22 protein-coding genes and 2 pseudogenes are annotated in these 24,168 nt (G+C 50.5%); 15 read left to right on the top strand and 9 right to left on the bottom strand.

Annotated elements, in window-relative coordinates:
* Nucleotides 1-107: 107 nt before the first annotated feature.
* On the bottom strand, nucleotides 108-1,046 hold the full coding sequence (locus V3851_RS07315; RefSeq protein ID WP_331845868.1) for an AraC family transcriptional regulator: 939 nt from the start codon (nucleotides 1,044-1,046) through the stop codon (nucleotides 108-110).
* 190 nt (nucleotides 1,047-1,236) lie between these two features.
* On the opposite strand from V3851_RS07315, the gene V3851_RS07310 reads away from it, so the two are divergent.
* Together V3851_RS07310 and V3851_RS07305 are read left to right on the top strand one after the other, a co-directional pair.
* Complete coding sequence (locus V3851_RS07310; protein ID WP_331845867.1) at nucleotides 1,237-1,974, top strand: SDR family oxidoreductase; 738 nt, start codon at nucleotides 1,237-1,239, stop codon at nucleotides 1,972-1,974.
* A 134-nt stretch (nucleotides 1,975-2,108) separates the two neighbouring features.
* Nucleotides 2,109-3,152, top strand: coding sequence for a cysteine peptidase family C39 domain-containing protein (locus V3851_RS07305; RefSeq protein WP_331845866.1), 1,044 nt, complete (start codon nucleotides 2,109-2,111; stop codon nucleotides 3,150-3,152).
* A gap of 63 nt (nucleotides 3,153-3,215) precedes the next feature.
* On the opposite strand, the gene V3851_RS07300 is transcribed toward V3851_RS07305, so the two are convergent.
* Entirely contained in the window at nucleotides 3,216-3,659 is a 444-nt protein-coding gene (locus V3851_RS07300; protein WP_331846309.1) for a spore coat protein, read from the bottom strand.
* 547 nt (nucleotides 3,660-4,206) lie between these two features.
* Here V3851_RS07300 and V3851_RS07295 point away from each other — a divergent pair.
* The 5 genes from V3851_RS07295 to V3851_RS07275 all read left to right on the top strand — a co-directional run bounded on the left by V3851_RS07295 (nucleotide 4,207) and on the right by V3851_RS07275 (nucleotide 10,290).
* Entirely contained in the window at nucleotides 4,207-6,354 is a 2,148-nt protein-coding gene (locus tag V3851_RS07295; protein ID WP_331845865.1) for a peptide ABC transporter substrate-binding protein, read from the top strand.
* Nucleotides 6,355-6,429: 75 nt separating this feature from the next.
* Nucleotides 6,430-7,392, top strand: coding sequence for an ABC transporter permease (locus tag V3851_RS07290; RefSeq protein ID WP_331845864.1), 963 nt, complete (start codon nucleotides 6,430-6,432; stop codon nucleotides 7,390-7,392).
* Nucleotides 7,393-7,432: 40 nt separating this feature from the next.
* On the top strand, nucleotides 7,433-8,332 hold the full coding sequence (locus V3851_RS07285) for an ABC transporter permease (RefSeq protein ID WP_331845863.1): 900 nt from the start codon (nucleotides 7,433-7,435) through the stop codon (nucleotides 8,330-8,332).
* A gap of 1 nt (nucleotide 8,333) precedes the next feature.
* The gene (locus tag V3851_RS07280) at nucleotides 8,334-9,320 is read left to right on the top strand and encodes an ABC transporter ATP-binding protein (RefSeq protein ID WP_331845862.1); all 987 of its coding nucleotides are present in this window, start codon (nucleotides 8,334-8,336) and stop codon (nucleotides 9,318-9,320) included.
* Nucleotides 9,310-10,290: an ABC transporter ATP-binding protein gene (locus tag V3851_RS07275; RefSeq protein ID WP_331845861.1), complete on the top strand. Its 981-nt coding sequence runs from the start codon at nucleotides 9,310-9,312 to the stop codon at nucleotides 10,288-10,290. The genes V3851_RS07280 and V3851_RS07275 overlap by 11 nt, the downstream gene beginning before the upstream one ends.
* Before the next feature lie 55 nt (nucleotides 10,291-10,345).
* Here the strand turns inward: V3851_RS07275 and V3851_RS07270 are convergent, their stop codons facing one another.
* The 3 genes from V3851_RS07270 to V3851_RS26940 all read right to left on the bottom strand — a co-directional run bounded on the left by V3851_RS07270 (nucleotide 10,346) and on the right by V3851_RS26940 (nucleotide 11,362).
* A complete protein-coding gene (locus V3851_RS07270; protein WP_331845860.1) occupies nucleotides 10,346-10,831 on the bottom strand; it encodes a DinB family protein in 486 nt (161 codons plus the stop codon).
* 131 nt (nucleotides 10,832-10,962) lie between these two features.
* Nucleotides 10,963-11,280 (bottom strand): LysR family transcriptional regulator substrate-binding protein, encoded by a 318-nt coding sequence (locus V3851_RS07265; protein ID WP_331845859.1) that lies wholly within the window; start codon nucleotides 11,278-11,280, stop codon nucleotides 10,963-10,965.
* Nucleotides 11,234-11,362 (bottom strand): hypothetical protein, encoded by a 129-nt coding sequence (locus tag V3851_RS26940; protein WP_414859280.1) that lies wholly within the window; start codon nucleotides 11,360-11,362, stop codon nucleotides 11,234-11,236. Before V3851_RS26940 ends, V3851_RS07265 begins: the two co-directional genes overlap by 47 nt.
* A 251-nt stretch (nucleotides 11,363-11,613) precedes the next feature.
* Between V3851_RS26940 and cls the strand changes: the two are divergent.
* From cls to V3851_RS07250, 3 genes and pseudogenes are all read left to right on the top strand, one after another.
* Nucleotides 11,614-13,054, top strand: a pseudogene (gene cls, locus V3851_RS07260) (cardiolipin synthase).
* Between the two features lie 163 nt (nucleotides 13,055-13,217).
* Nucleotides 13,218-14,255: an ABC transporter substrate-binding protein gene (locus V3851_RS07255; protein WP_331845858.1), complete on the top strand. Its 1,038-nt coding sequence runs from the start codon at nucleotides 13,218-13,220 to the stop codon at nucleotides 14,253-14,255.
* A 10-nt stretch (nucleotides 14,256-14,265) separates the two neighbouring features.
* Nucleotides 14,266-16,329 (top strand): iron ABC transporter permease, encoded by a 2,064-nt coding sequence (locus V3851_RS07250; RefSeq protein ID WP_331845857.1) that lies wholly within the window; start codon nucleotides 14,266-14,268, stop codon nucleotides 16,327-16,329.
* Nucleotides 16,330-16,406: 77 nt separating this feature from the next.
* On the opposite strand, the gene V3851_RS07245 is transcribed toward V3851_RS07250, so the two are convergent.
* A complete protein-coding gene (locus V3851_RS07245) occupies nucleotides 16,407-17,537 on the bottom strand; it encodes a glycosyltransferase family 61 protein (RefSeq protein ID WP_331845856.1) in 1,131 nt (376 codons plus the stop codon).
* A 213-nt stretch (nucleotides 17,538-17,750) separates the two neighbouring features.
* On the opposite strand from V3851_RS07245, the gene V3851_RS07240 reads away from it, so the two are divergent.
* The 3 genes from V3851_RS07240 (at nucleotide 17,751) to hfq (ending at nucleotide 20,395) form a co-directional block, all read left to right on the top strand.
* A complete protein-coding gene (locus tag V3851_RS07240) occupies nucleotides 17,751-18,761 on the top strand; it encodes an ROK family protein (protein ID WP_331845855.1) in 1,011 nt (336 codons plus the stop codon).
* Nucleotides 18,762-18,843: 82 nt separating this feature from the next.
* On the top strand, nucleotides 18,844-20,043 hold the full coding sequence (locus tag V3851_RS07235; RefSeq protein WP_331846308.1) for an MFS transporter: 1,200 nt from the start codon (nucleotides 18,844-18,846) through the stop codon (nucleotides 20,041-20,043).
* A gap of 112 nt (nucleotides 20,044-20,155) precedes the next feature.
* A complete protein-coding gene (gene hfq, locus V3851_RS07230; protein WP_414859279.1) occupies nucleotides 20,156-20,395 on the top strand; it encodes an RNA chaperone Hfq in 240 nt (79 codons plus the stop codon).
* Nucleotides 20,396-20,465: 70 nt separating this feature from the next.
* Here the strand turns inward: hfq and V3851_RS07225 are convergent, their stop codons facing one another.
* From V3851_RS07225 to V3851_RS07215, 3 genes and pseudogenes are all read right to left on the bottom strand, one after another.
* Nucleotides 20,466-21,107, bottom strand: coding sequence for a DUF2306 domain-containing protein (locus tag V3851_RS07225; protein WP_331845853.1), 642 nt, complete (start codon nucleotides 21,105-21,107; stop codon nucleotides 20,466-20,468).
* A gap of 27 nt (nucleotides 21,108-21,134) precedes the next feature.
* Nucleotides 21,135-21,702 (bottom strand): annotated as a pseudogene (locus tag V3851_RS07220) (type 1 glutamine amidotransferase family protein).
* Nucleotides 21,703-21,718: 16 nt separating this feature from the next.
* The gene (locus tag V3851_RS07215; RefSeq protein WP_331845852.1) at nucleotides 21,719-21,925 is read right to left on the bottom strand and encodes an SHOCT domain-containing protein; all 207 of its coding nucleotides are present in this window, start codon (nucleotides 21,923-21,925) and stop codon (nucleotides 21,719-21,721) included.
* Nucleotides 21,926-22,134: 209 nt separating this feature from the next.
* Between V3851_RS07215 and V3851_RS07210 the strand changes: the two genes are divergently transcribed.
* Nucleotides 22,135-22,845, top strand: a complete 711-nt coding sequence (locus V3851_RS07210; RefSeq protein ID WP_331846307.1) for a response regulator transcription factor — start codon at nucleotides 22,135-22,137, stop codon at nucleotides 22,843-22,845.
* Nucleotides 22,823-24,157: a sensor histidine kinase gene (locus tag V3851_RS07205; protein WP_331845851.1), complete on the top strand. Its 1,335-nt coding sequence runs from the start codon at nucleotides 22,823-22,825 to the stop codon at nucleotides 24,155-24,157. The genes V3851_RS07210 and V3851_RS07205 overlap by 23 nt, the downstream gene beginning before the upstream one ends.
* Nucleotides 24,158-24,168 lie beyond the last annotated feature (11 nt).

Here is a 24,168-nt window from a genome sequence, read left to right as displayed (position 1 = left end):
AAAATTTCGATACTGCCGCAGCACCAACGATGTAGTTTCTTGATTTATTCAAATATGGAGCTCTAAGCCGCGATAGCCGCGGCTTTTTGTTATCTCATTAAACAAAATCAGTCATGTAGTACACCGGAGCCGGCAATGGAACCCCGAAGCTGCTGAACATCCAGCATCGGCGGACGTCCGTACATCCGGGCATATTCCCGGCTGAATTGGGAGGGGCTCTCGTAACCTACGCGGTAAGCAGCATCGGAAGCTTGCATGGATTCTGTCAATATTAAGCTACGGGCTGCTTGCAAACGAACCGTTTTTTGGTATTGCAGCGGACTGAGCGCCGTGACGCGTTTGAAATGCTTATGAAACGCCGATGTGCTCATGTTCGCGGTCTTTGCCAGCTCCTCAATGACGAGCGGGCGGTCAAAATGCCGGTTTATTAACTGAATAGCTTGAGCGATATGGTGCGCTTGGCTGCCGATGACGGCGAATTGGGAGATGACCGCGCCTTGCTCGCTTTGAAGCACCCGATACAGAATCTCGCGGGTCACCAGCGGGGCCAGAATCGGAATATCCTTAGGTGTGTTGAGTAAATCCATTAGTCTGACGGTGGCTTCGAGCAATGCGGGAGACATTTCATTTCTGGTTATGCCGCGACAGGTATTCGCTTGTACGGGAACGTCGCGGTTCATTTCTTTCGCGATGTCCAGAATGACGTCGATGTCGAAGCTCAGCTTTAAGCTTAGATACGGGATCCCGGGCGATGCTTCGACGATTTTGCCGATAATCGGCAACTCGACGGAAGTGATCAGATAATTCGAAGGATCATACCTGTAGGTCTCGCGGGCGAGTGTGGCCGTTTTCGCTCCTTGCGCCACTACGCAAATGGATGGCTTATAAACGGATTCCAGCGGTTCTGCCAACTGTGTGGCTTGCATCAGCTTCAAAGAAGGAATGGCCGTTTGATGCGTCCCGTCCGACGGGGCGTGGCGGCGAATCAAGATTGCCAATTGACGCAAAGCCTGCTCCATGCGCGGGAATTCATTCTTGGACTCCATATTTTGCGGTTTCCTTTCCGGATTGGAAGTAGTTTTACTACTAATAATAGCGGCAGGGAAGAGAAATAGGCAAGAATCGAACAGTTATGATATAACGGAATTATACGAACATTTACTATAATCAATTTGCAAGGTCGAAAAAACGGCGGGTAACAAATCTATCGAAAACAAAATAAAGGAGAGAATGTATATGAGTTTGAACGGCAAAGTTGCGATCGTAACCGGGGCGTCCCGGGGGATCGGACGGCAAGCGGCCATCCAATTGGCGGAGTCCGGAGCGAAGGTGGTCGTCAATTATTCCGCGAGCCAAGAGAAAGCGGACGAGGTGGTAAAGACGATTGAGCAATCCGGCGGTGAAGCGGCTGCGATCCGCGCCGACGTGAGCAAGTTAAGCGAATTAGAGATATTGTTTGCGAAGACGCTCGAGCGATTCGGGCGCGTGGACATTCTGGTCAATAACGCCGGAATTATGGAAAACAAGGCCATCGCGGACGTAACAGAGGAAATGTTTGACCGGCATTTCGCAATCAACGTGAAAGGGACCTATTTCGCCTGCCAACAGGCGATGAGGCATATGGAAAAGGGCGGTACGATTATCAATTTCTCGACCTCCGTGTCGGGCACGATGCTCCCGACGTATAGTGTCTACGGGGCGACGAAAGGTGCGGTCGAGCAGTTGACCCGCCAATTGGCCAAGGAATTCGGGCCTCGTGACATCATCATCAATTGCATTGCGCCGGGGCAAGTGTCCACCGAGCTGTTCCTGAACGGCAAATCGGAGGAACTCGTCGATTCATTCCGCCGAATGAACGGGTTTGGACGGCTAGGCGAACCGGTAGATATCGCGAATGCAATTGAGCTGCTCGTCAGCGACAAAGCCCGCTGGATAACGGGACAAACGATTCGTGTAAACGGAGGGTTTAACTGAATCATCAAAAAAGCGGCTAAACGGCCGTTTTTTTGATGCTGACAGAAGGAAGCCTTGCGCCTATGGGAGCTTTATAAATTGTTGTCTAACCGCCTGTCAAGGAATAACATGGAAACTAAAAGGAGGTATAGCTTTTGCAAAAAATTCTGCCGTATGCCGAACCGATCGTTAAGGGATACCAAAATATTGCGTTTCCTCTGTCGGTATCATTGCTGAACGAAAATTTTATGCCCTGGTTCTACAGCAACTTTATTCAGATCCGCTGCAGGACGGACGGTTTTCCTAACCGGGAGCTGCGGCTCAACTTTTACGGACACACCAATTATTACAAGTACCCGAATTTGGAGGTGAATACCATAAGCAAAGACCTTTATTCAATCCTCTCAAACTCGGTGATTGAGTTCGTTATTCAATGCATCGACCTCGGTTTCTATGTGAAGACCAATTGGGACGAATATTATATTCCTGAGCGGTTCTATTACCTGAAGGAGCATTTTGATCATGATGTGCTTGTTTACGGGTACGACCGAACGGAAAAAGTTTTTTATACGCAAGGCTACAACAAATACGGCCAATATGGCGTTTATAAGGCGCCCTTCGATGTTTTCGAGCAGGGCTATGCGGCCGGGGGGCAGCATACCGTCTGTTTTCGCAATAAAAAGAACTGGTCCGCTCCGTTCAATTTGGATAACGTCAAATCCTTGCTTCGCCAATACTTAAATGCCGAGGATACATCGCAAATTCAAAACGATTATGAAAATAATGATCGCCAATATACATATGGTATGGGTGTGTATCATTTTATTGACAATTATTTGGAAAATTTATTGCCCCGCCGTCTGGCCTTTGACCGGAGAGTTTTATATTCGCTATGGGAACATAAAGCTTGTATGGTTTCCCGGCTGAAATATATGAGTGAACTGGGCTACACGGAAGATGAACAATCCTTTCAATATGAAGAGATCGAAAAAAAAACCCGCACGCTGTTGAACATGTTCCTGAAAGCGGGGCTGTTGGCGGGAACGAACCTATCCGAAGCGAAGCGGCTGATTAAAAACGTCCGCGTAGGCATTCAATACATCTCGGAGTTTGAGCAACATTTTTTTGAGAAACTTCTGGCAAGCCTTTCATCACAAAATTCACAAGCTTCTTATGTTAATAAGCGCTTACATCGGTAGATAAAAAAATGGCCGGCTCGATTCCGAGTCAGCCATTTTTTGAGATAAGGGGAACAAACCGATCTACATATTCAATGCCATATTCGCATTTTGAACGTCGGTCGCAAGCAGTTTATCCAGGTTATAGGACGGGTACAATCCGCGTTCAAGCATAAAGTTGAATATTTTGGCGTGCAGCTTGATGGCGTTATTCAACTGCTTTTGAAAGGTGTCCCTGAGCTGGGGAGTCGACGTTTCCGTAATCGCGATCGCGTAGCTCCGGACGGCCGTTTTGGCAAAACCGAGCAAATGCCCGGCATAAAATCCGGTCATATCCCCTTTGGAACCGCCTCTCGCCGGGTGGGGCGCGCTCGGGTAAAACTGCAAAAGATCTTTTAAATTTTGTTCCAGACCTTGAATCGTCTCCACATATAAAGCATGGAGCTGCGGATCCTTCACATCGGGCAGCTGCATCTTAAACCCCATCAAGTTATTGGCTTGAAAGGCGACGAGCTCGTGCAATTCCATGGTTTCGTGCCAAGCCAGATGCTGCTTTGTTCCTCTATAGCTTGAATACAAATTTATCCCTCCAACTTAGTGTTAGGATAGCATATGCCCAATTAGCCCAGATGGTGTGGGGGAGCCCGAAAAGCTGCGATAAACGGAGAAGATCCGGACCGAAATATTGTAGAGTTATTTTCGATAGCCGCATAAACTAAATAACCGTTCGTGGAATTTATGAAGATTATGCTAAATAAACTATTCTAAGCAGGATAATACCGTATCGCATAAATAACATGTTAGTTGATATTATGAATTAAAACCTAACATAAATACTAAAAGGTATTTTAATTATTGACAGAACCTAACTCAAACTCTAAAATGAAAGCGATTACTACTATGAATTTCTTTTGTCGGAAACTGTTGGATTTGTTTGGTTTTTGCCTTGTGTTTTCCGGGGTTTCTTTCTATGGAGGTGAATAATTTTGATTACCTAGACGATAACGGGTTAGATAACAAAATAATAACTTGTTAGGTGATTCATTGATCAAAATTACGGGGGGACCGTTTGAGGATGAAAAAAAAGAAGGCAATTTTGGCTTTAATTCTTTCCTGCGCACTGTTATCCATGACCGCTTGCAGCAACAATTCCTCCAATACCGCCAATGGCAACGATGCGAAATCTGCCGACAAGAGCAATAACGCCGCGAACACAACCAGTAATACAACGAATACGTCGCCAAAGAATGTTAATACGTCCGATCCGGAAATTAAGGCAGGCAGTTCGGTAACCGTTTTCAATCCGAAAATGCCGACCTTGGACCCGACGCAATGGCAAGGGCAAATCCTGGTGGGGCAAGGAACTCTGCTTGAAGGGCTTTACGGCTACAATCAAGACAATGAGATCGTTCCGAAAATTGCGACAGGCTATACGGTCTCCGAAGACAAAAAGACCTGGACATTCACACTGCGTAAAGATGCCAAATGGTCCAACGGCGATCCGGTAACGGCGCATGATTTCTATTATTCTTACATGTACCAAATGGATCCGGCCAACACGACCGCTCAACTTTGGCTAAGCGTACTGAATTTCGTGAAGAACAGTTACGCCTATCATGCAGGGGCTGTCAGCAAAGAAGAGGTCGGTGTGAGGGTTATCGACGACTACACGCTGGAAATCGAAACCACGCTGCCTCACGCGCTGCTCGGCAGTCTGGTGCTCGCCGGGTCGATGCCGATGAACCAGAAGAATGTCGAAGCGCATCCGGGCAAATGGTTCGAGCCGGAAAATTTTGTCGGCAACGGTCCTTACATGGTGAAATCGTTTATACCTAACGGCGAACTGGTCATGGTCGCCAATCCGAATTATGTCGGTGTGGCTGGGCAGCTCAACCGCGGAAATGTCGAGACGATTCATGTGCTCCCGGCAACCACGGTTCCGGTTCAGGACTACATGTCCGGTCAGGCGGATGTCGTGCTCGTTCAGACCGCTTCGGATTTACAGTATGTTAAGACTACCGACTTGAAATCCCAGGTCTACTCCGCACCGAACTATGCCATCAAATATCTGGCGTGGAGCAATCCGACAACGGAATCCCCTTATGATAAAAAAGAAGTCCGCCAGGCCATCGCCAAAGCGGTGCAGCGCGCTCCGATCGTCGATTCGGTGCTGAACGGCCTGGGAGGCGCAACGAATATTTTCGCTACGCCGGGTTGGCCGACCGAATCGCTGGAGAAGGGTATCGACGAAGATATTGAAGGCGCCAAGCAATTATTGAAGGATGCCGGATACGAAGGCGGCAAGGGCTTGCCGACATTGACGCTGTATATCGGCGTCAAACAGATCGACGCTCAGGGCGAACAAATCGCCTTGGCACTGGGCCAAATCCTGCAGCAAAATCTCGGAATCCCTACGGAGATCGTACAGTTGAATGAAGCTCAGTTCAACGCTTACCAGTACAGCGGACCGCAGGCCGATGCGAAGCCGGGCTTTATCCTGGCGTCCGGCGCCACGAACTGGAGCGAACCGGGAACGTTGGATATGGGGGCGACCCAACAGCTTTATTCTCTGGGAACGCTGGATGCTCCGCTGGAATCAACGCAGAAATTTGTTGATTGGAGCAAAGATGTCTATTACAAGCCTGCCATCGAACAATACGGCGATCCGGAAGATCCGAAAGTGGGTATTGAATGGAGCGATTGGGCGGCTTTAGAAAAAGCGGCGAAGGAAAACATTGCTTACCATGAAAAATGGATTACCGAACAACCCGCGGAATGGCAGCCTTATTTGAAGCAAGACGGAGTAGCTTCAGTGGGTGAGCAATGGGAACAAATCGTCGACGTTTGGAAAAACGCCAAAACCGATGAAGAGAAACACGGCGCTTTTGTAACGGCATGGACTTTTGTCGCGCCGAATGCGCCGGGTGGCAAGTTGAATCAAAACGCACTGGATGTTCTGGTTTACTACGACAAGATTACATCGGAAACGGAAGGATTGACCGATCAGAGAATGTGGCAGGCGCAATTCGTCAATGCCTTGACCACCGAGGAAGCTGCTCCGATTGCAGCCAAGCTTGTCAATTCCCTGTTGGAAGACGCCTATGACATCCCGCTGTTCTATCAAGTGCAATATTTCCTGGTGAAACCGGGTATTACCGGGGTGCAATCGAACCCTTGGGCATGGGGCAACTTCTATAATCTTCATTTCCTGAATGTAGAGTAGTCATACGAAGTTGAATAATTACCGGTTGAGGGCACCCATTCCGGTGCCCTCGAAACGGTAAAGGAGGCTCGGGTATTGGCCATATTAAAATTCATTTCCAAGCGCATCGTCCAAATCATTATTACCTTAATTTTGGTCATTACGGTCAGCTATATCATGATGTACTTTTCTCCGGGCGGATTCATGAATACCAGCACGATGGCCACGGCGCTTGCACCGCTGCAAGGGCAGAATCCCGTGCTTTATCAGGAAGTCATGGAGCAATTCCAAAGCCGTTATGGCCTCAATTTACCGCTCTGGCAACAGATTGTGAAATATATTTGGCATGAACTGACGTTTGATTTCGGCAATTCGATGCAAAATCCGTCCCTGACGATAGCATCGCAGCTGCAACGGACTTTGCCGGTCAGCGTCATATTGGCCTTCGGTTCCGTGCTGTTGGCGGTGGTTGTCGGGGTTCCGCTCGGCATTATCGCCGCGCTCAAACGGAATACCTGGATCGACTATCTTGTCAGCACCGTATCGCTTGCGGGGCAAGCGATCCCGGCGTTCGTACTCGCGGTTATTTTGGTTTTGTTATTCGGCGTTGTCTTTCAAGGAATATTGCCGGTCACCGGCTGGGGGGACTGGCAGGAAGCGATATTGCCCATCATTTGTTTATCCGCCGCGAACGTCGGTGTTGTGGCCAGGTATATGCGCGGCAGCCTGATCGAAACCCTGAGGTCCGATTATATCCGCACGGCAAAGGCTAAAGGAGTCAAATATTGGCCAATGGTGATGAAGCATGGAGTGAAGAACTCACTGACTGCGATGATTACCGTCATCGGACCGCAATTTGCTTTTACCGTCATGGGAACGATCTGGGTCGAACAAATCTTTGCCATCCCGGGACTCGGCCAGGTCATGCAGACGGCATTCACCAGCTTCGACTTCCCGCTGGCGATTACCTCGGTCTTCCTGCTGGGTTCCATGATCATGATCATGAATTTATTGGTTGACATCATATATGCCTTGATTGATCCGCGGGTCAAGCTATAAACAACATGGCATTTATACGATCATAGGAGGGGGCGCAATTTTGACTAGCACCGCTTACGAAACTCAATCGGACGTTGTCCTGAAGAAGAAGAATATCCGTAGATCGGAGTTTTATCAAGGTTGGAAACGCTTCAAAAAGCATCGCCTCGCCGTGATTGGCCTGGTATGGGTCGTCATCTTCTGCCTCGCCGGCATCATCGGGCCTTGGGTGGCCCCGTATGATTACCGTACAGGCGATTTTCTGGCGATCAATCAAGCCCCGTCATTGAAGTATATTTTCGGTACGGATAATGTGGGGCACGACATGTTCAGCCAGATTCTGTACAGCATCCGAAGCGCGCTGATTATCGCTGTAGGGGCGACCCTGGTCAGTTTTATTATCGGCGTTATATTGGGACTGTGGGCAGGCTTGCGCGGCGGGATCGCCGACGTCATCATTATGCGCGCCGTAGATTTTATGATGACGCTGCCCGGTTTTCTGTTCGCCTTGATTCTGGTTATTATGCTCGGACGCGGTTACTTGTCGCTGATTCTCGCCATCGGAATACCGGGCTGGGCGGGTTATGCCAGACTCATCCGCAGTTTGGTGCTTAGCATGCGGGACAGCGAGATGGTGGAAGCGGCCAGAGCATTGGGGGCATCCCAGGCGCATATAGCCAGACGCTATATGTTGCCTAATGTGGTCGGCAGCATGGGCGTCGCCCTTGCCTTCGGCATTCCGGGCGATCTCGTACAGATCGCCGGTTTGAGTATTTTCGGCATGGGGCTTCAGCCGCCGATTCCATCGTTCGGGAATATGATCGCCCAAGCGAGCGAGAACATTCTCGGGTTTCCGTGGCTGCTGTATTTTCCGGCAGGCATCTTTGCGATTACATTGCTATCCTTCTTGTTTGTAGCAGACGGTCTCCAGGAAGCATTCAGTCCAAAGGGGGGCAATTGACATGAGCGAACCGCTGCTTTCCATTGAGAACCTTCAGGTGAAATTCTCCAGAAGCGAAGATGAAGTATATGCCGTCAACGGCGTCAGTTTTGCGATTCATGAAAATGAAACATTAGGGATCGTCGGCGAAAGCGGGTCCGGCAAGTCCGTCACCTTGATGTCCTCGATCGGGCTGCTGCGCGAAAACGGAAAAATTACGTCAGGCAAGGCCATGTTTCAAGGAAAGGATTTGCTCAAATTACGCCCAAAACAGTTGGAAGACATTCGCGGGCGCGACATCGGCGTTGTGTTTCAGGACCCGATGACCAGTTTAAATCCGATTATGCGCATCGGGGATCAGATTATGGAAGCGATGCTGACGCATCAATACGCCGGCCGGAAGGAAGCTTTTGAACGAACGATTCAGCTGTTGCACGAAATGGGGATTCCTGATCCTCACTCCCGGTTCAAGAGTTATCCTCACGAGTTCTCCGGGGGCATGCGCCAGCGCATCATGATAGCGATCGCGCTCGCTTGCGAGCCGCAGCTCTTGATTGCCGACGAACCGACGACGGCACTTGACGTCACCGTCCAGATGCAAATTCTCGCCCTGCTGCAGGAGCTGCGCAGAAAGCGGGGAATGAGCGTGGTCATGGTGACGCACGACTTCGGTTTGGCCACCAACTTTTGCGACAAGATCATCGTCATGTACGGCGGTCAAATCATGGAGGCGGCGAGTACGGATCAGTTCATTCGTGAAGCTACGCATCCGTACTCCATCGGGCTGAAACGCTCCATTATCGAAGTCGGTCACAAAGGAAAAGAGATTATGCCTATTCCCGGGGCGGCAAGGACACTTACGGAGGCGCCGGCCGGTTGCCCGTTTGCCGAGCGCTGCCCGTACCAGACGGAGCGGTGTCATCACGAAGTGCCCGAGCTGCGCCCCTTTGGTGCAGATCATCACATAGCCTGCCATCATGCCGAGGAGGTCGCTTCCTATGCCGTCTAATCCGCTGCTGCAAGTAGAGAATGTCTCAAAAACATTTCGTGTGCACGGGAAAAAGCTGCATGCCGTCGAAAATGTTTCGTTTACCCTGGAAGCGGGGAAGACGCTGGGGATCGTGGGCGAAAGCGGTTCGGGAAAGTCGACGCTCGGCCGGATGGTCCTGCGCTTATTGGAATCGGACAAGGGCAGGATCATTTTTGACGGAGTCGATCTTTCCAGAGTCAAGAAAAAGGAACTTCGCGCTTTGCGTCAGAATATGCAAATTATTTTTCAGGATCCGAGAGCGAGCTTGAATCCGAGAATGTCGGTGGGAGACGCCATCGAAGACGCCATGGCGATTCATAAAATAGGAACGAAAGCGAGCCGGCGCGCACGCGTCGTCGAACTGCTGGAGCGGGTCGGTTTGCCCGACGAAATCCAGTATGCCTATCCGCACGAGCTGTCCGGTGGACAATTGCAGCGGGTAGGGATCGCGCGGGCGCTGTCGCTCAATCCGAAGCTGATTATTTGCGATGAACCGGTATCGGCGCTCGACGTATCCATCCAGGTTCAGGTCATTCAATTACTTCGCGATCTGCAGGAGGAGTTTAATCTTACTTATATTTTTATTTCGCATAACTTGGCGGTCGTTGAATATCTAAGCGATGAGATTGCCGTGCTTTATTTGGGAGAAGTGGTGGAGCAAGCGCCGGCGGATGAATTGTTCCAAGCACCGACGCATCCCTATACGCAAGTGTTGCTCAATTCGATCCTGAAGATTCCGGATTCGCCGGAGCAGAAACAGGAAATGCAGTCGATCCAGGGTGAGGTGCCATCGCCGCTTAATCCTCCGAAAGGCTGTACGTTCCATCCGCGTTGTCCGTTCGCCATGGATGTCTGCAAAACCGCCAAACCGGATAAGAAAGCCGTTTCGGAAGGACATTATGCAACTTGCCATCTGGTAGGACGGAGTGAAGCGGCTCACGCGAATTGAATAAGATAAAAAGAGCGGTTCCCCACATGTTTATGGGAACCGCTCTTTTTGATCGTCACGATAAGCTGGTCCATCGATCCTTCAGCTGCTCCTTGGCGATATATACGATTTGGCCCGTGTGATAGGCATAATGGTAGAGGCTTTTTTCGATCGCCTCAATCACGGTGAGCGGCTTGCCGTAGATATAAATCTCCGTTAGCAGCTGCGGTTCTCCGATGGCTTCGAGCTGTCCCAGAAACGCCTCCCAACCACGTTCCCAACGCTCCAGCAGGGCCTGGCGGGTCGGTTGATCGGGTATAAACTCCGCCTCGCGGTTGCGGTCCGGCTTTTCCCCATCCGTTGTAAAAATATCGGTCCAACGGGAAATCATATGGCCGCTCATATGTTTTACGATAACGGCAATGCTGTTGGATCCCTGGTCCGGCGTCCAAGACAAGCCGGTTTCGTCCAATTGCTCCAAGGCCGCTTCCGCCGTCCGCTTCATTTCATGCAAGCGGGCTTGCACTGCAATTTTATATGCGGTAAAAAGTGATGATGTCATATCAAAGCCTCCTTTTGGGCCAGGTCACAGCGATTCAAATGTCCTATGGAAACAGCATATTATAATATTTTGCATAAAACCAATATATATATTAAGCTCTTTCATCAAAATAATTTATGATTTAATATTCGTTAAGCGAGGGAGATTCCGTATCCCACTTTGACGGCCTCGATAGTTTCGTACATGCCTTCGATGCTGAGACTAGCCCTCGGCTTTGGCGTTTCATGGGCATCGCACAAGGAAAGAAGCTTTCTGCGAGTATAGCTGCCTTCCTCCCGGAGAATAAAAGTCTCCTTCATTAATTCCTCGAATGTGATCGTTGAACCGGCCAATGCATGATTCCGGTGAACGATAAAGACGAACTTATCCTCGAGCAGAGTAACATAATTCAATCCGGGTTCTTTATAAGCTTCTCCGCAGACAATTGCAATGTCCGCCGAATGGTCCAATAGCCAATCGCGCTCCGGCATCCGTCAATTGGATGGAACGGCCCTTGGAAGCGACCAGCTTCATTCCCAATTCCTGTTCCAAGTTCCGCAATTGAGCGGTAGCCGCGGGCTGGCTGAGCAGCAGATTTTTGGCGGCGCCGGGTCACGTTGCCCGTATTGGCTACTTCCGTAAAGATGCGCAGCGCATGTAGATTCATGATTATTCCTACCTTTGTCTTGGTATGTGTATGGCGCATTTGCTAGACTTATCCGCGATAAGGTAAACTGATTGATAATTGAAGGAAAAACAGAAAACAGAATACCACGGCAACGAAATGAAAGGAGTACATACTGTTGGATTTCGGCAACCTCGTAACACTGATTGTTTCTATTATAACGGTGAGCAATATTCTGTTGGCCGCCGCCGTCGTGTTTATCGAAAGAAGGGACATCGGATCGACCTGGGCCTGGTTAATGATCTTATTTTTTGTGCCGATCGTCGGATTCGTCTTTTACATTTTCTTCGGACGGCAATTAAAACAAAAAAATTTCTATAAGCTTACATCCGAGGAAAGCAATTACCTTCAAGCCGCGGTTCATGAGCAAGCGATGAATATTCGCCGTCTGGGCGGGAACTTAACCAAGCACGAGGATTTAATAAGATTGAATTTGCGATCCAACGCGCTCGTCACTACGGACAATGATATCGCTATTTTCCATGACGGCAAAGACAAATTCGATTCGCTGTTTCGGGATATCCGAAAGGCAACCAAAGAAATCAACGTTCAATATTATATTTATCAGCCGGACGGATTGGGGAAGCGGTTTAGGGACGAGCTGACGGCGAAAGCGAAGGAAGGGGTAAAGGTTAGGGTTCTATATGATGAAATCGGCTTCCAGGCGGATGAAGCCTTCTTTTTTTAAGGAATTGATCGCGCATGGGGGAGAAGTGGAAGTCTTTTTCCCTTCCTTCTTTAGGCTGATTAATTTCCGCATCAATAACCGGAACCATAGGAAGCTTTGTATTATCGATGGCGAGGTAGCTTATATCGGCGGCTTTAATATCGGGGACGAATATTTGGGCTTGGATAAAAAAATGGGCTACTGGCGGGATACACACTTACGGATTGCGGGAGGAGCCGTGAATCAGATTCAAAGCCGGTTTATTCTGGATTGGAACAAAGCGACGGACCGGAAGGCAAAGAGCCACGACGAATTTTGCTTCAAATTGGACAGCTCCAAAGGAGATAGCGCGGTACAGATTGTTTCCAGCGGCCCCAATTCACAAACGGAACATCTCAAAAATATGTATCTCAAATTGATCATGTCGGCGAAGAAAAGCATCTACATACAAACGCCTTATTTTATCCCCGATTCCAGCTTTATGGACGCCTGCAAAATCGCGCTGTTATCGGGTGTGGATGTCCGCATTATGATTCCGAACAAGCCGGACCACCCGTTCGTATATTCGGCGACTTTGGCTTATGCCGGAGAACTGTTGCCGTATGGTGTGAAAATCATGCAGTACGAGAAAGGGTTTATGCATGCGAAGACGATCGTGGTCGATCAAGAGGTCGCGTCCGTCGGCACCACGAATATCGACACGCGCAGTTTTCACTTGAATTTCGAAGTGAATGCGCTCGTGTACGATGAGAACATCGCCAATCAACTATTTGAATTGTTTACGAAAGACAGTGAGGCTTGCTCGGAGCTGACCCTGGAACGGTATGAAGCACGGGGCAATCTGCAAAAATTCAAAGAGGCGGTTGCGAGATTGTTGTCTCCAATACTTTAAGTTTTGAGCCTTCAATAAATCGTACTATCAAAATTTTATTTAATCTTTGACTTTTCCGGAATTTGCATATATGATTTCTAATATAATTGGAATGATAATCATTATCATTTAAACGATAATAATTATCATTAAGAACTCATATCGAAATTCAGGGGGAAGAGAGATGCACAAAAGAATATGGAGTTTATTCCTGGTTGCCGCGATCGTACTGGTGGTGGCAGGATGTGGATCAAATCAATCGAACGGCCAGGGATCAAGCGGGAACACGGCCGGAAATGCCGATGCCGCCAATGCGGGTGCCGCAAATGCCGGTAATGATACCGCAACCGGACCTATTGTCCTGAAAGACGCCAAAGGCGAGGTTACGCTGGATAAGCCCGCGGAAAAAGTCGTCGTGCTGGAGTGGACCTATACCGAAGATATTATCGCGCTTGGCATGCAGCCGGTGGGTAACGCCGATAACGAAAACTATGGCATCTATGTAACTTCCGAAGCTCCATTGGATGCAAGCGTGACGGACGTCGGTACGCGCGACGAGCCGAATCTGGAGACGATCGCCGCGCTGCAGCCGGATTTGATTATCGGTGTTACCGATAGTCATGAGCCGATTTATGATCAATTGCAAGGCATTGCGCCGACGCTGCTGTTCGACCTGTATCCTAAGGAAGGTCAAGGCGATCAGTATACGATTATGGAGGATACCTTCAAAACGATTGCGGCGGCTGTAGGGAAAACGGCGGAAGGTGAAAAGGTTCTCGCCGACCTCGATGCGCATTATGCCGAAGCCAAGGAGAAGCTGGCCGCCGCCGGCAAGGACGGATTGAATTATGTGCTGACCCAGGCGTTCAGTTACCAGAATGCGGCGACGTTGCGCCTGTTCATGGACAACTCGCTTGCCGTTCAAACGCTGGATCGCATCGGTCTGAAGAACGACTGGAAGCCCGAAAACTTTGAGGCTTACGGATTTACTTCTTCGACCGTGGAAGCATTGCCTGCTGTTCAAGATACGAATTTGATATATATCGTCCAAGAAGATGATAATGTATTCTCGAAGGAACTGAAGGATAATGCGGTTTGGAACGGTCTTAATTTTGTCAAAGAGAACCGTACCTACGCTTTGGACAGCACGACCTGGGTGTTCGGCGGTCCGGTTTCCTCCAAAGTGATCGTGGATGAAGTTGTAAAAACATTGACGAAATGAGTGCTTGTTGATGAATGGGAAGAGTAGCGCAAATACAGCCTCAATCGGAATGACTTGGCGGCTAATCGGAATATTTGGGGGCGGCATTGCCGCCCTTTTCGTTCTATTTATTGTGAGTCTCGGATTCGGAGAGGCCAACATCCCGGCGGCTACTGTAGTGGAGGGGCTCCTGCACCGCCGCGATGTGATGGAACACAATCTGCTCTGGGGAATCCGCATGCCGCGTACGGTGATCGGTATCCTGGCCGGGGCGGCGCTTGCCGCGGCCGGCGCCTTGTTGCAGACTATAACGAAGAACCCGCTCGCCGCCTCGGATACGCTGGGCATCAACGCCGGGGCTTATTTTATGGTGGTCCTGGGCATGGTTGCCTTTCCGGCCCTACAGCAGCAGTTTCCTTTTTTGCTGGCGGTCGTAGGCGGACTTTTGGCCGCGCTGGTGGCTTATCTCTTGGGCGGAGGCCGGGCGTCCACGCCGGTCCGGCTGGCATTATCGGGCATGATCGTATCTATGGTGCTCGGAGCGTTTACGTCGGCCTTACATATTTTCAATCAAACCAAAACGCAAAATTTATTTCTTTGGGGTGCCGGTTCCCTTATTCAGCTGGACTGGGACGGCGTCGTATTCGCCTGGCCATTTGTCCTTGCACTGCTCGTGGCGGCGATATTTCTGGGCAGACAATTCGATATGCTGGAGCTCGATGAGTCGACCGCCCGTTCGCTCGGTCAGCGGGTGGGGCTTGCCCGGGCGGTAGGCCTCGGTATGTCGGTATTGCTGGCCGCGATCGTCGTCAGCGTCGTCGGCCCGATCGGCTTTGTAGGCCTGGTCGCGCCGCATCTGGTCCGGCTCAGCGGCATCCGCAAGCATCGCCTGCTGATCCCCGCAAGCGCTTTGTGGGGCGCGCTGCTCATTACCGCGGCCGATACGCTGGCGCGCATGGTGCGGAGCAATGTGGGGGAGATGCCGGTCGGCGCGGTCATGGCGATCATTGGAGCGCCATGGCTCATTTGGCTGGTGCTCACCAAGGTGAAGAACATATCCGGCTCGGGCGAAGGGCAGTCGTCCATGAGTATAGGAGGGGCCGCCGCCAAGCGTGTTCGGTTTGTTCCGCTGGCGTTATTCATGGCCGTACTGCTCCTGGTAACCATTATTGTAAGCATGTCGTTCGGGGGAACGAGAATACCGGTCAGCGAGCTGCTGGCCGGCATTACCGGCGGGGGAGAGCAAAAGTATTCCGTTCTGATGAATATCCGGCTTCCGCGCACCCTTGTGGCGGCGGCGGCCGGGATCGCGCTGGCCGTCAGCGGCGTCTTGATTCAAAGCGCCGTGCGGAACCCGCTGGCTGACGCCTCGATTATCGGCGTGACTTCGGGTGCCGGGTTTTGCGCGATGATCGCCATGGTCATCTGGCCGGGACTAACGATCGTCGCCGTGCCGTTCGCGGCGATCGCGGGCGGGATTATCGCGGCCGCCTTCGTATTTTTCCTGGCCTGGCGCAAAGCCTTGAATCCCTCCGTGCTCATTCTGCTCGGGATCGCCATATCGGCCATCGGCTCCGCCGGGATCCAGGTCATGATCGTCAAAGCAAGTCTTTGGAGCAACAGCTCCTATATCTGGCTGACCGGTTCGACTTACGGCCGGAGCTGGAATCAGCTTTATACTCTGCTTCTTTTTCTGCTTGTGCTTCTGCCGCTGGCTTATTACTTAGGACGAAAATTCGATCTGCTGGCGTTCGGCGACGAGAGCTCGACCGGTTTCGGTTTGGAAGTCCGGGGCACGCGACTGTTCGCGATGATCCTCGGCGTTCTGCTTGCGGCCGGTGCCGTCGCTTGCGTAGGAACGATCGGATTTCTCGGGCTGATGGCGCCGCATGCGGTGCGGATGATGATCGGGCATCACACGCGGCGGTCGATCGTTTTGTCGGGACTGCTCGGCGGATTGCTGCTCGTCCTGGCCGATACGGTCGGAAGAACCGTGATGGCGCCTACGGAGATTCCGTCGGGTCTGTTCATCACGCTGATCGGAGCTCCTTACTTCCTGTTCCTGATGTACCGCTCGCTGGCAAGAAGAGGGTAGAGGATTTGAAATGTAAATCAGAGAACAAAATGATAGAAACAACCGTTTCGCGACAGGCGAAACGGTTGTTTTTTCTTTTACAGCTCCGCCAACTGCAGCGTGCGCTTCAGACGCTCCGTATCCACATAAATATCTTCAAGGCCTTTAAAACGAACGGCGTGGTCGGGACATCCCCGTCCGTAAAGCATGTAATAATCCAATGCATTATGGTTGCTGATCATCCAGTACGTCGGGACAATATGCTCGTTATGAAACAGCTCGATGACCCGGGTTCCGGGACGGCAAAAAGCAAGATTGGCCAGCCCGGCGCCATGCGGCCCCACAATCGCCTTGGCCTCGGCGAACAGTTGGATTTGCTCGGCCACCGTATATTTCTCAAGGCAAACCGAGGCAAAGCCGTACTCTTCCAGACAGCGGATCACCTGATCTTCATTGACTACGCGCCGCGTGTCGGCTTTACTGCGCGAAATATATATACGCTCGGGGGCGGCAATCGCCGCATCTCTAAACGGTAGCATTAAACGGCGCAGTGTCTGCGTGGCCCAAGGAGGATAATGGGAATTCATCATCAGGGACGGGACGACCAAGCGCTCGGGCCGGATGTACAACTCGGGGCTTGCCCGGATGACCATGTCGCCGGATATGCCCAACATCGACCAGGTTTGCTCCACGAAAGGTCCGTAAGGATTCGGATTCATAATGATAGCGGAATAAGGTACCGGGCTTGCCTGAAGCATCGCGAATCTGGGGAGAACATCATACAGCCAGTGAAAATAATTATAGCTTCCGCAAAACGTCAATACGGCCGCCGTTCCGTTCAAATCCTGAAGCTCCGGATCGTTCCAACGGCGAAACACCGGATGCTCTTCCGCTTCCAGCATTCTGTATTGCTCGGCGTCATATTCCTGCGACAGATCAAAGATCAGCTTTCCCTCAGACGACAATATCGCACCCGAACGGCCCCATACCTTACCGCCCGGAATGATCGCCAAATATCCGCCGAACGGTCGCAGACGGTAGGGCGTCAGATCGGGGTGGAGGTGCGTTTCAATGCTTTTGGGCGCGGCAAACTCCGCCACCCCGCCGAAATCAAACGGAATTACTTCTCCGCTTTCACCATGGGTTCCTTCCCGTTCCGCTGCCAGATCCCAATCGGAAATGTCACGATAATAATCTTTAGGTGGATGTCCGTTAGCCAATAAAATCATCGTTTCACCTCTTGCGCCTAATAGTGCTCAAACCGCCATTACGCTATTTTATGAAACAACGGACCCAGAGACACGATTCCTTCAGAAAAAGGCAAATGTACAGATACGGGGTCTTGTTGAGCAGAAAGATTATTTGTTGACGGCGAATTAGAGAAGTATTATAATCCACTTATTAAAATAGTTTTAAAAACTATTTAAAAAAGAGGCGATCATATGCAGCCACTTTCTTATAACTCGATTCAAGTCAAAAAAATGAATGTGGAGCTGGTAAAAAATGCGTTAAAAGCCCAGGGGACCGGAACCAAAGCGTCGATTGCGAGTTTTACCCGTCTTAGTGTGGCTACATGCGGGACAATCCTTAACGAGCTTGTCGCCGCGGGAGAGGTCATCGAGATGGAGCCGGACGAATCCAGCGGCGGCAGGCCCGCCAAACAATATAAGTATAACGCCGATTTTGGCTGCGCCGTTTGTTTGCTGGTCAAGACGGAAGGAGGCATTCATTCCATCAGCTACAGCATCGTCAACCTCATCGGCGATACCGTCAAGGAAGCCACCCTTGAGCTGCAGCTGATCGATGTCGAAGCCATTGACCGGTTAATCGAAAAGCTCTTGGGCGAAACCGATAATGCACTGGCCATCGGGATTGGAATACCTGGTGTCGTCCATCAAGGAATCATCGGCGTTTGCGATGTGCCGGAGCTTGCGGGCAAGCCGCTGGGGCCCTATTTGGAAGAAAAATACAAAATGTCGGTCATCATCGAAAACGATATGAACATGACGGTGTACGGTTTTTACCATTTGCAAAACTACGAAGAAGAGAAGACATTTGCCGTCGTTACGTTTCCGAAAAACCATTTTCCCGGCGCCGGCTTCATTGTTGACGGACGAATATTGTCCGGCAACACCCATTTCGGGGGAGAGGTTTCCTTTTTGCCGTTCGGAATATCGCGGGAGGAGCAGCTGCGGCAACTGCATACCGTCGAAGGTTTCATCCGGGTGGCGGCATCGACGCTTGTCGCGATTATTGCCATCATCAACCCGGTGACGATTGCGATTACGGGCGAGCTTCCCCGTAAATCCCAGTTGCCCGAATTGTACCAGCGTTGTTTGAAGGACATTCCGGAAGAGCATATGCCCCGGCTTATCCTGCAAAACGATACGCACCGTGAATACATGAAAGGCCTGGTAACGGCTACCTTGGAAAGCTTAGCCTACCGGCTGTAAGTCCACGAAAAGAGATAACAAAGGATGGGGAGAAGGACGAAGAGTGGAGAAAAGTAAAGGTAAATTCAACAAGATTTATGCTATGCAGTTGGCAACCATATTTTTGGGATTCGTCATCTTCGGGTTTTCGGAAAATATCAAAGGACCGGCCATCCCGCGGATACAATTTGACTTTATGCTGAACGAATCGCAGCTCGGCACTTTATTGTCCCTGAATGCCCTGGGGTATTTGATCGCTTGTTCTTTTACCGCTTATTTAACCAGACTGTGGGGAATCAAGTGGGTAACGGTTACGGCTTTCGCCTCCATGGCCGCCTCAGGCATATTTATATTTTTCGCGCATAACTATCCTCTGTTCTCCGCCTCCTACTTCCTGATGTACATCGGAAACGGGATGCTGGAGATCGGCCTGGCTATACTCAGTGCCCGGATCTTTGTTAAAAATACGGGGACGATGATGAATTTGACGCATGGCTTCTACGGCCTTAGTTCGACAGTGGCTCCGCTGATCGCCACGGGTCTGATGAAAGTTACGATCAACGGCTATACATTGGATTGGCGTGGTATGTATCTTGTCATGCTCTTATTGTCCATCGTTCCGATTATTTTTGCGTTATTCAGTACTTTTCCGGGGGACGATATCCAGCATGACGAACGTGTTCCTTTTAAAGCTTTGCTAAAAGACCGGGTTATCTGGTTAATGGTGCTTATTCTTTCATTTGGCGTCGTATCGGAGCTGGCCGTGGGCGGCTGGCTTGTCAACTTCCTGGAAAAAGCTTATAACTGGGATACGGTATCCGCTTCAGGGATGCTGTCCGCCTTTTTCTTATGCTTTGCGCTGGCGCGTCTTTTCCTGGGCGCTTTAACCGATCGCATCGGTTTCACCTTATCGCTTATTCTCTTTTCTGGATTTTCGGCCCTGTGCACCTTTGCCGCCATCCTGGGCGGAGAAAGCTTAGCCTTTCTGTTTGCCGCGGCCGGCATCGGCATTGCCATGATTTATCCGACGGTGATGGCTTTTATCGCCAAAAGATATCCGAAGGGAAGCGATACGGCCATAACATTTACAGTTACGATGATGGGACTCGGCAGTGTCATCGGCAATTATGTCATCGGGGGCGTCATCGAGCTCGTCAAAAGCATTTTCGGCGCGGAAACGCAGCTGGGATTGCTTCGCGGGCTTCAGGCCGGTTACGGATTTATCGGCTTATGCGCGGCGTTAAGCGCTGTTTCCGGCTTGATTTTATACATTTATTTGTTCAAACGGAAAGAGATCATTTAAGTCTTCCCTCGCAAAATAAATCCCTTGACTCTAGAAGGAAATATAAGGGGACTTGACTTCCGTGTGCTATAGTAGAAGATGAAGTCAAGAAAATCCTTATAAAGAGAGAGGGATGGAAATGAAAAAGAAAGACGACACTTTTGAAACCAGTCAAGATCATAGGTTGAACAACTTCCGGAAAAATCGGACCGAGTGCACGATAATCACCACGAATGGAGTACCCTTAAAAGGAACGATTGAAGCATTCGACAAATACGCGGTATTGCTGCGTACACCATCCGGAAGGCAGAGTATGGTCTATAAGCATGCTATTTCTACAGTCGTATCACAGGAGCAGAAAAAGCGAACATGAGGTCATAAAACGCCCGCAAACCTTGGTTTGCGGCTTTTTTATTTCTTAATAAATTAGAAGGGGCACAACTCTAGGTTGTGCTCCTTTTATTTGTTCCTAAAGCTCCTATGATAAAGGAAGGAATAGTAAGCAGCAGGATGATGGAGCCGTAGACGCCGACGGTGTAGCCGGTGGCATAGTCGAACCCGAAGCCCCGGTGAACAAGGGCGGTGATCAGATGAATCAACAGATTCGTAAAACAGAAGGCGTAGCTGCGGATCATCCAGTTCCGATGGCGGATGATCCGCTTCTTTTTGATTTGGACTAGCGCGGTCACGGTTATAAGGAGCCATATTATATTAAGCGCGTTGAACCCGATGCCGGTTATTTTTCCTCCGGTGGCGTAGGGCGCCATATAACCGGAAGTCATCACGACGAGAAGCACGGACACCATATAAACGTAACCGTTAATGCGATGAAATGTCCGGTTTTTCTCGAAGATACGCCGTGAAAAATTGAGTAATCCCGCCGCCGTGGCGATACAGGCAAACGCAACGTGTATGTACATCACGTTTAGCCAAACCGGAACGTTAAGTTCGCGTTTAAGCCCGGTTTTATGACTTAAAAATTCCTTGGCTCCGGGATCGATGATGAAATTGTCCGCCAAGGCGTAAATAATAAAAAGAACACTGACACTTGCCAATAATCCGTATAACAGTTTGCGGATATTCATACGGTCGAAGCACCTCCCAAATCCCGTTTAGGTCACTCGCTTCCCGGTTAGTTTGGAGGCCGGGAGCACACCGGCTTTGGCGATGCCGGTCATCAGGTCCCCATCGGCGGAAACCTCGAATTTCAGATTTAAGCGCATCGGTTTGGTGATGCGTAACGACCAGGCGAGTTTGTCGTCCAGAAGTAAGGGATTCTCAAACCGGGCGGTCTCATCGCCTTGTATCGCCGTGCCTCGAATCGTACCTCCATCGGTTGCGATCGAGAGCTTAACCTCCAGCTTCCCGACCGGCGTTGCGATGATCGTATCCCATTCACCGTCGAAGAATCGCCGGAATCGAATCGGGGCCGTCCCCCTCGACATTTCCGGACGCGCCGGGCACGAGAATGATTCCCGCGAGTTCCGGGTTCAGCCTGCCGCCGGCTTCGATTCGCAACCCGTTGATGCCGCTCGTCACCGATCGCGGTCCTTCGGCGGTGACGAATTCTACGCTTAACGCGTTATCGCTGTTCATGGCTGCCGCGCAAAACACTTCGTATGGCGCAATCGCATCCAGCAGGTCGAAGCCGTCAAAAAGTACGATTTGAATCGTGCGCATGCAAGAATCCTCCTTGTTATTTGGTCAGCAGCTCTTTCAGCCGGCGATATTCCGTCTCGTCCAATTCCCCTTTAGCCATCCGGTTTTTTAGGACCATCGCGATGTCGCGGTCGTTTGGCTCTCCATTTTTAGAGTGATGACGAATCGCGTAGATTCGCACCCCCACAAAACAAAACAGCGTGAGACAAAATAATGCTCCGAACGGAAAAAATGAAAACCCCATCGGAAAACCTCCTTATATCTGTACTGCGCAGGACGTGATGTTTGCTTTCGGCATTCCCAGTCCGTTTGCGCATATAGAATGATACCCGCCGATTATCTCAAACGAGGCTATAAAAAAGTAACAAAACAATAAACAAAGCATCACAGATTGTTCGGTTCGATATGCTGCCGTGGAAAAAATGTTAAACTAGGAGGCAAGGTGGGATGTACATGAATCCGTATATTACGATACTGGTGGTAGACGATGACCAAAGCATCGTCGAATTGTTAAGGGATTTTTTGGAGAACGAAAATTATCGGGTAATTACCTCATGCGATAGCGCCGAGGCATGGAAGGAATTCCGAGAGAACGCCGTTCATTGCATAGTCCTGGACATTATGATGCCGGGGGACAACGGGTTCGAGCTGTGCCGCCGGATACGGACGGAGAGCGACGTGCCGATTCTGTTCTTGAGCGCGCGCAGCGACGATGTGGACAAGATTCGCGGACTGACACTGGGCGGCGACGATTATATCGTCAAGACGGCTTCGCCGGGAGAGATCGTCGCCAGAGTAAAAGCCGTGCTGCGGCGTTCCGCTTCCGGCAAGCCAATAGATGAACGAATTCTGGACTATGGTCGCCTCAAGCTGAATCTATCAACAAGAGATGTAACCGCGGACGGAAAGAGCGTAGTGCTTACGCCGAAGGAATATGAGCTGCTGCAATTGTTCGCCGAGCATCCCAGATATGTTTTTTCATATGAGCAATTGTTGGAGAAATTTTGGGATGGGGTAGGAGACAAGCATACGATCCGGGTTCATCTCAGCCGATTGCGCGAGAAAATCGAAGCGGATCCGAATCATCCGCAACATCTGGTCAACGTCTGGGGAATTGGGTATCGCTTTGAGGGAGGAAGACATGAGGACGCTTCGCATTCGTAAGTTTACATTGCTCTGTTTATTGTTCATCCTCTCGGTGCCATGGATATTCTATGTTGCCGCTCATTTTATAGAGACGGGAACGCTTAGCCTCGGTAAAAGCCGGACGCAAAACGCGCACCTGCAACAGGAGTTGACCGAAACGGTCCAGATGATCGAAGCGGGTTCGGCCGAATGGAACGATCCGACCTGGAGAAACCGATTGCAAACCCAATTGCGGAAAACGGAGATGGAAGCGATTATCTTAAACGCATCCGGCCAGGAAATTTTCCGGTCCGATTCACAACGCGGTGGTGTAGGGGCTTCAATTGAACGGTTTTCTATTTTAGAGAACGGTAGCTTGATCGGAAAAGTAGTCATTTACCTGCCGAATTCAAGAACGGTTCCGATGATTTCCGCGTTTGCCGGACTTTTGCTCGCTATCTTTATCATTGCGATGGAAATGCGCAGATTTCTGCTAAAGCCGCTCGAGAAAATGAGTCTGGCGGCCAGGCAAATTGCCGCGGGAGATTGGGAGGTGCGGCTCCCCTTATCCAGGATCGCGGAAATCGCCGAGGTGCGCGACGGATTCGAGGTTATGATGAAGGGGCTGCAAAGATCGCATCGGAAGCAAGCGGAACTGGAAGAAGAACGCCGGTTCGTGATCGCCGCCGTTGCGCATGATTTGCGGACGCCGCTCTTCGCTTTGCGCGGGTATTTGGACGGGCTTTCGCAAGGGATTGCGCAATCCCCGGAGCAAATCGCCAAATATGTGGCGGTCTGCAAAGAAAAGTCGGCCCAATTGGACCGGCTGGTGGAAGATCTTTTCACGTTTACGAAGCTGGAGTATGTGGAAACCAAACCGGACTACAAAACAGTTGATCTTAAACTCATACTGCAGAAGTCGATAGAAAGTCTGAGCCCGCAAGCCCGGCTAAAGCACATCTCCATTTCGCTTCGTTCCGCGGGCGATTGTATAGTAGGCGGGGATCCTCACTTATTGGAACGGGCCATGAACAATCTGTTGGATAATGCCGTCAGGCATACCCCCGCCGATGGCGAAATTGAGATTCAATGCTTTACGGAAGACTCCAAAGTCATGTTTACGGTCCGGGATACGGGCCTGGGCTTCTCCCCGGATGAACAAGCGCGCGTGTTCGAACCTCTCTATCGCGGTGAAGTGTCCAGGAACCGTTCGACCGGAGGCAGCGGATTAGGGCTGACCATCTCGCAAAAAATTGTCAGAGGACACGGAGGAGAGCTTGCCGCAGGCAACCAGCCCGAGGGGGGAGCGCTGCTCACCGGTTGGGTACCCGCTGCTCGATCGGACGGATGAGCGGAATGACT

The organism is Paenibacillus haidiansis, assembly GCF_036553665.1.
Taxonomy (GTDB): domain Bacteria; phylum Bacillota; class Bacilli; order Paenibacillales; family Paenibacillaceae; genus Fontibacillus; species Fontibacillus haidiansis.
Note: the sequence above shows the minus strand (reverse complement) of the source record. Positions and strands in the feature narration are given on the sequence as shown.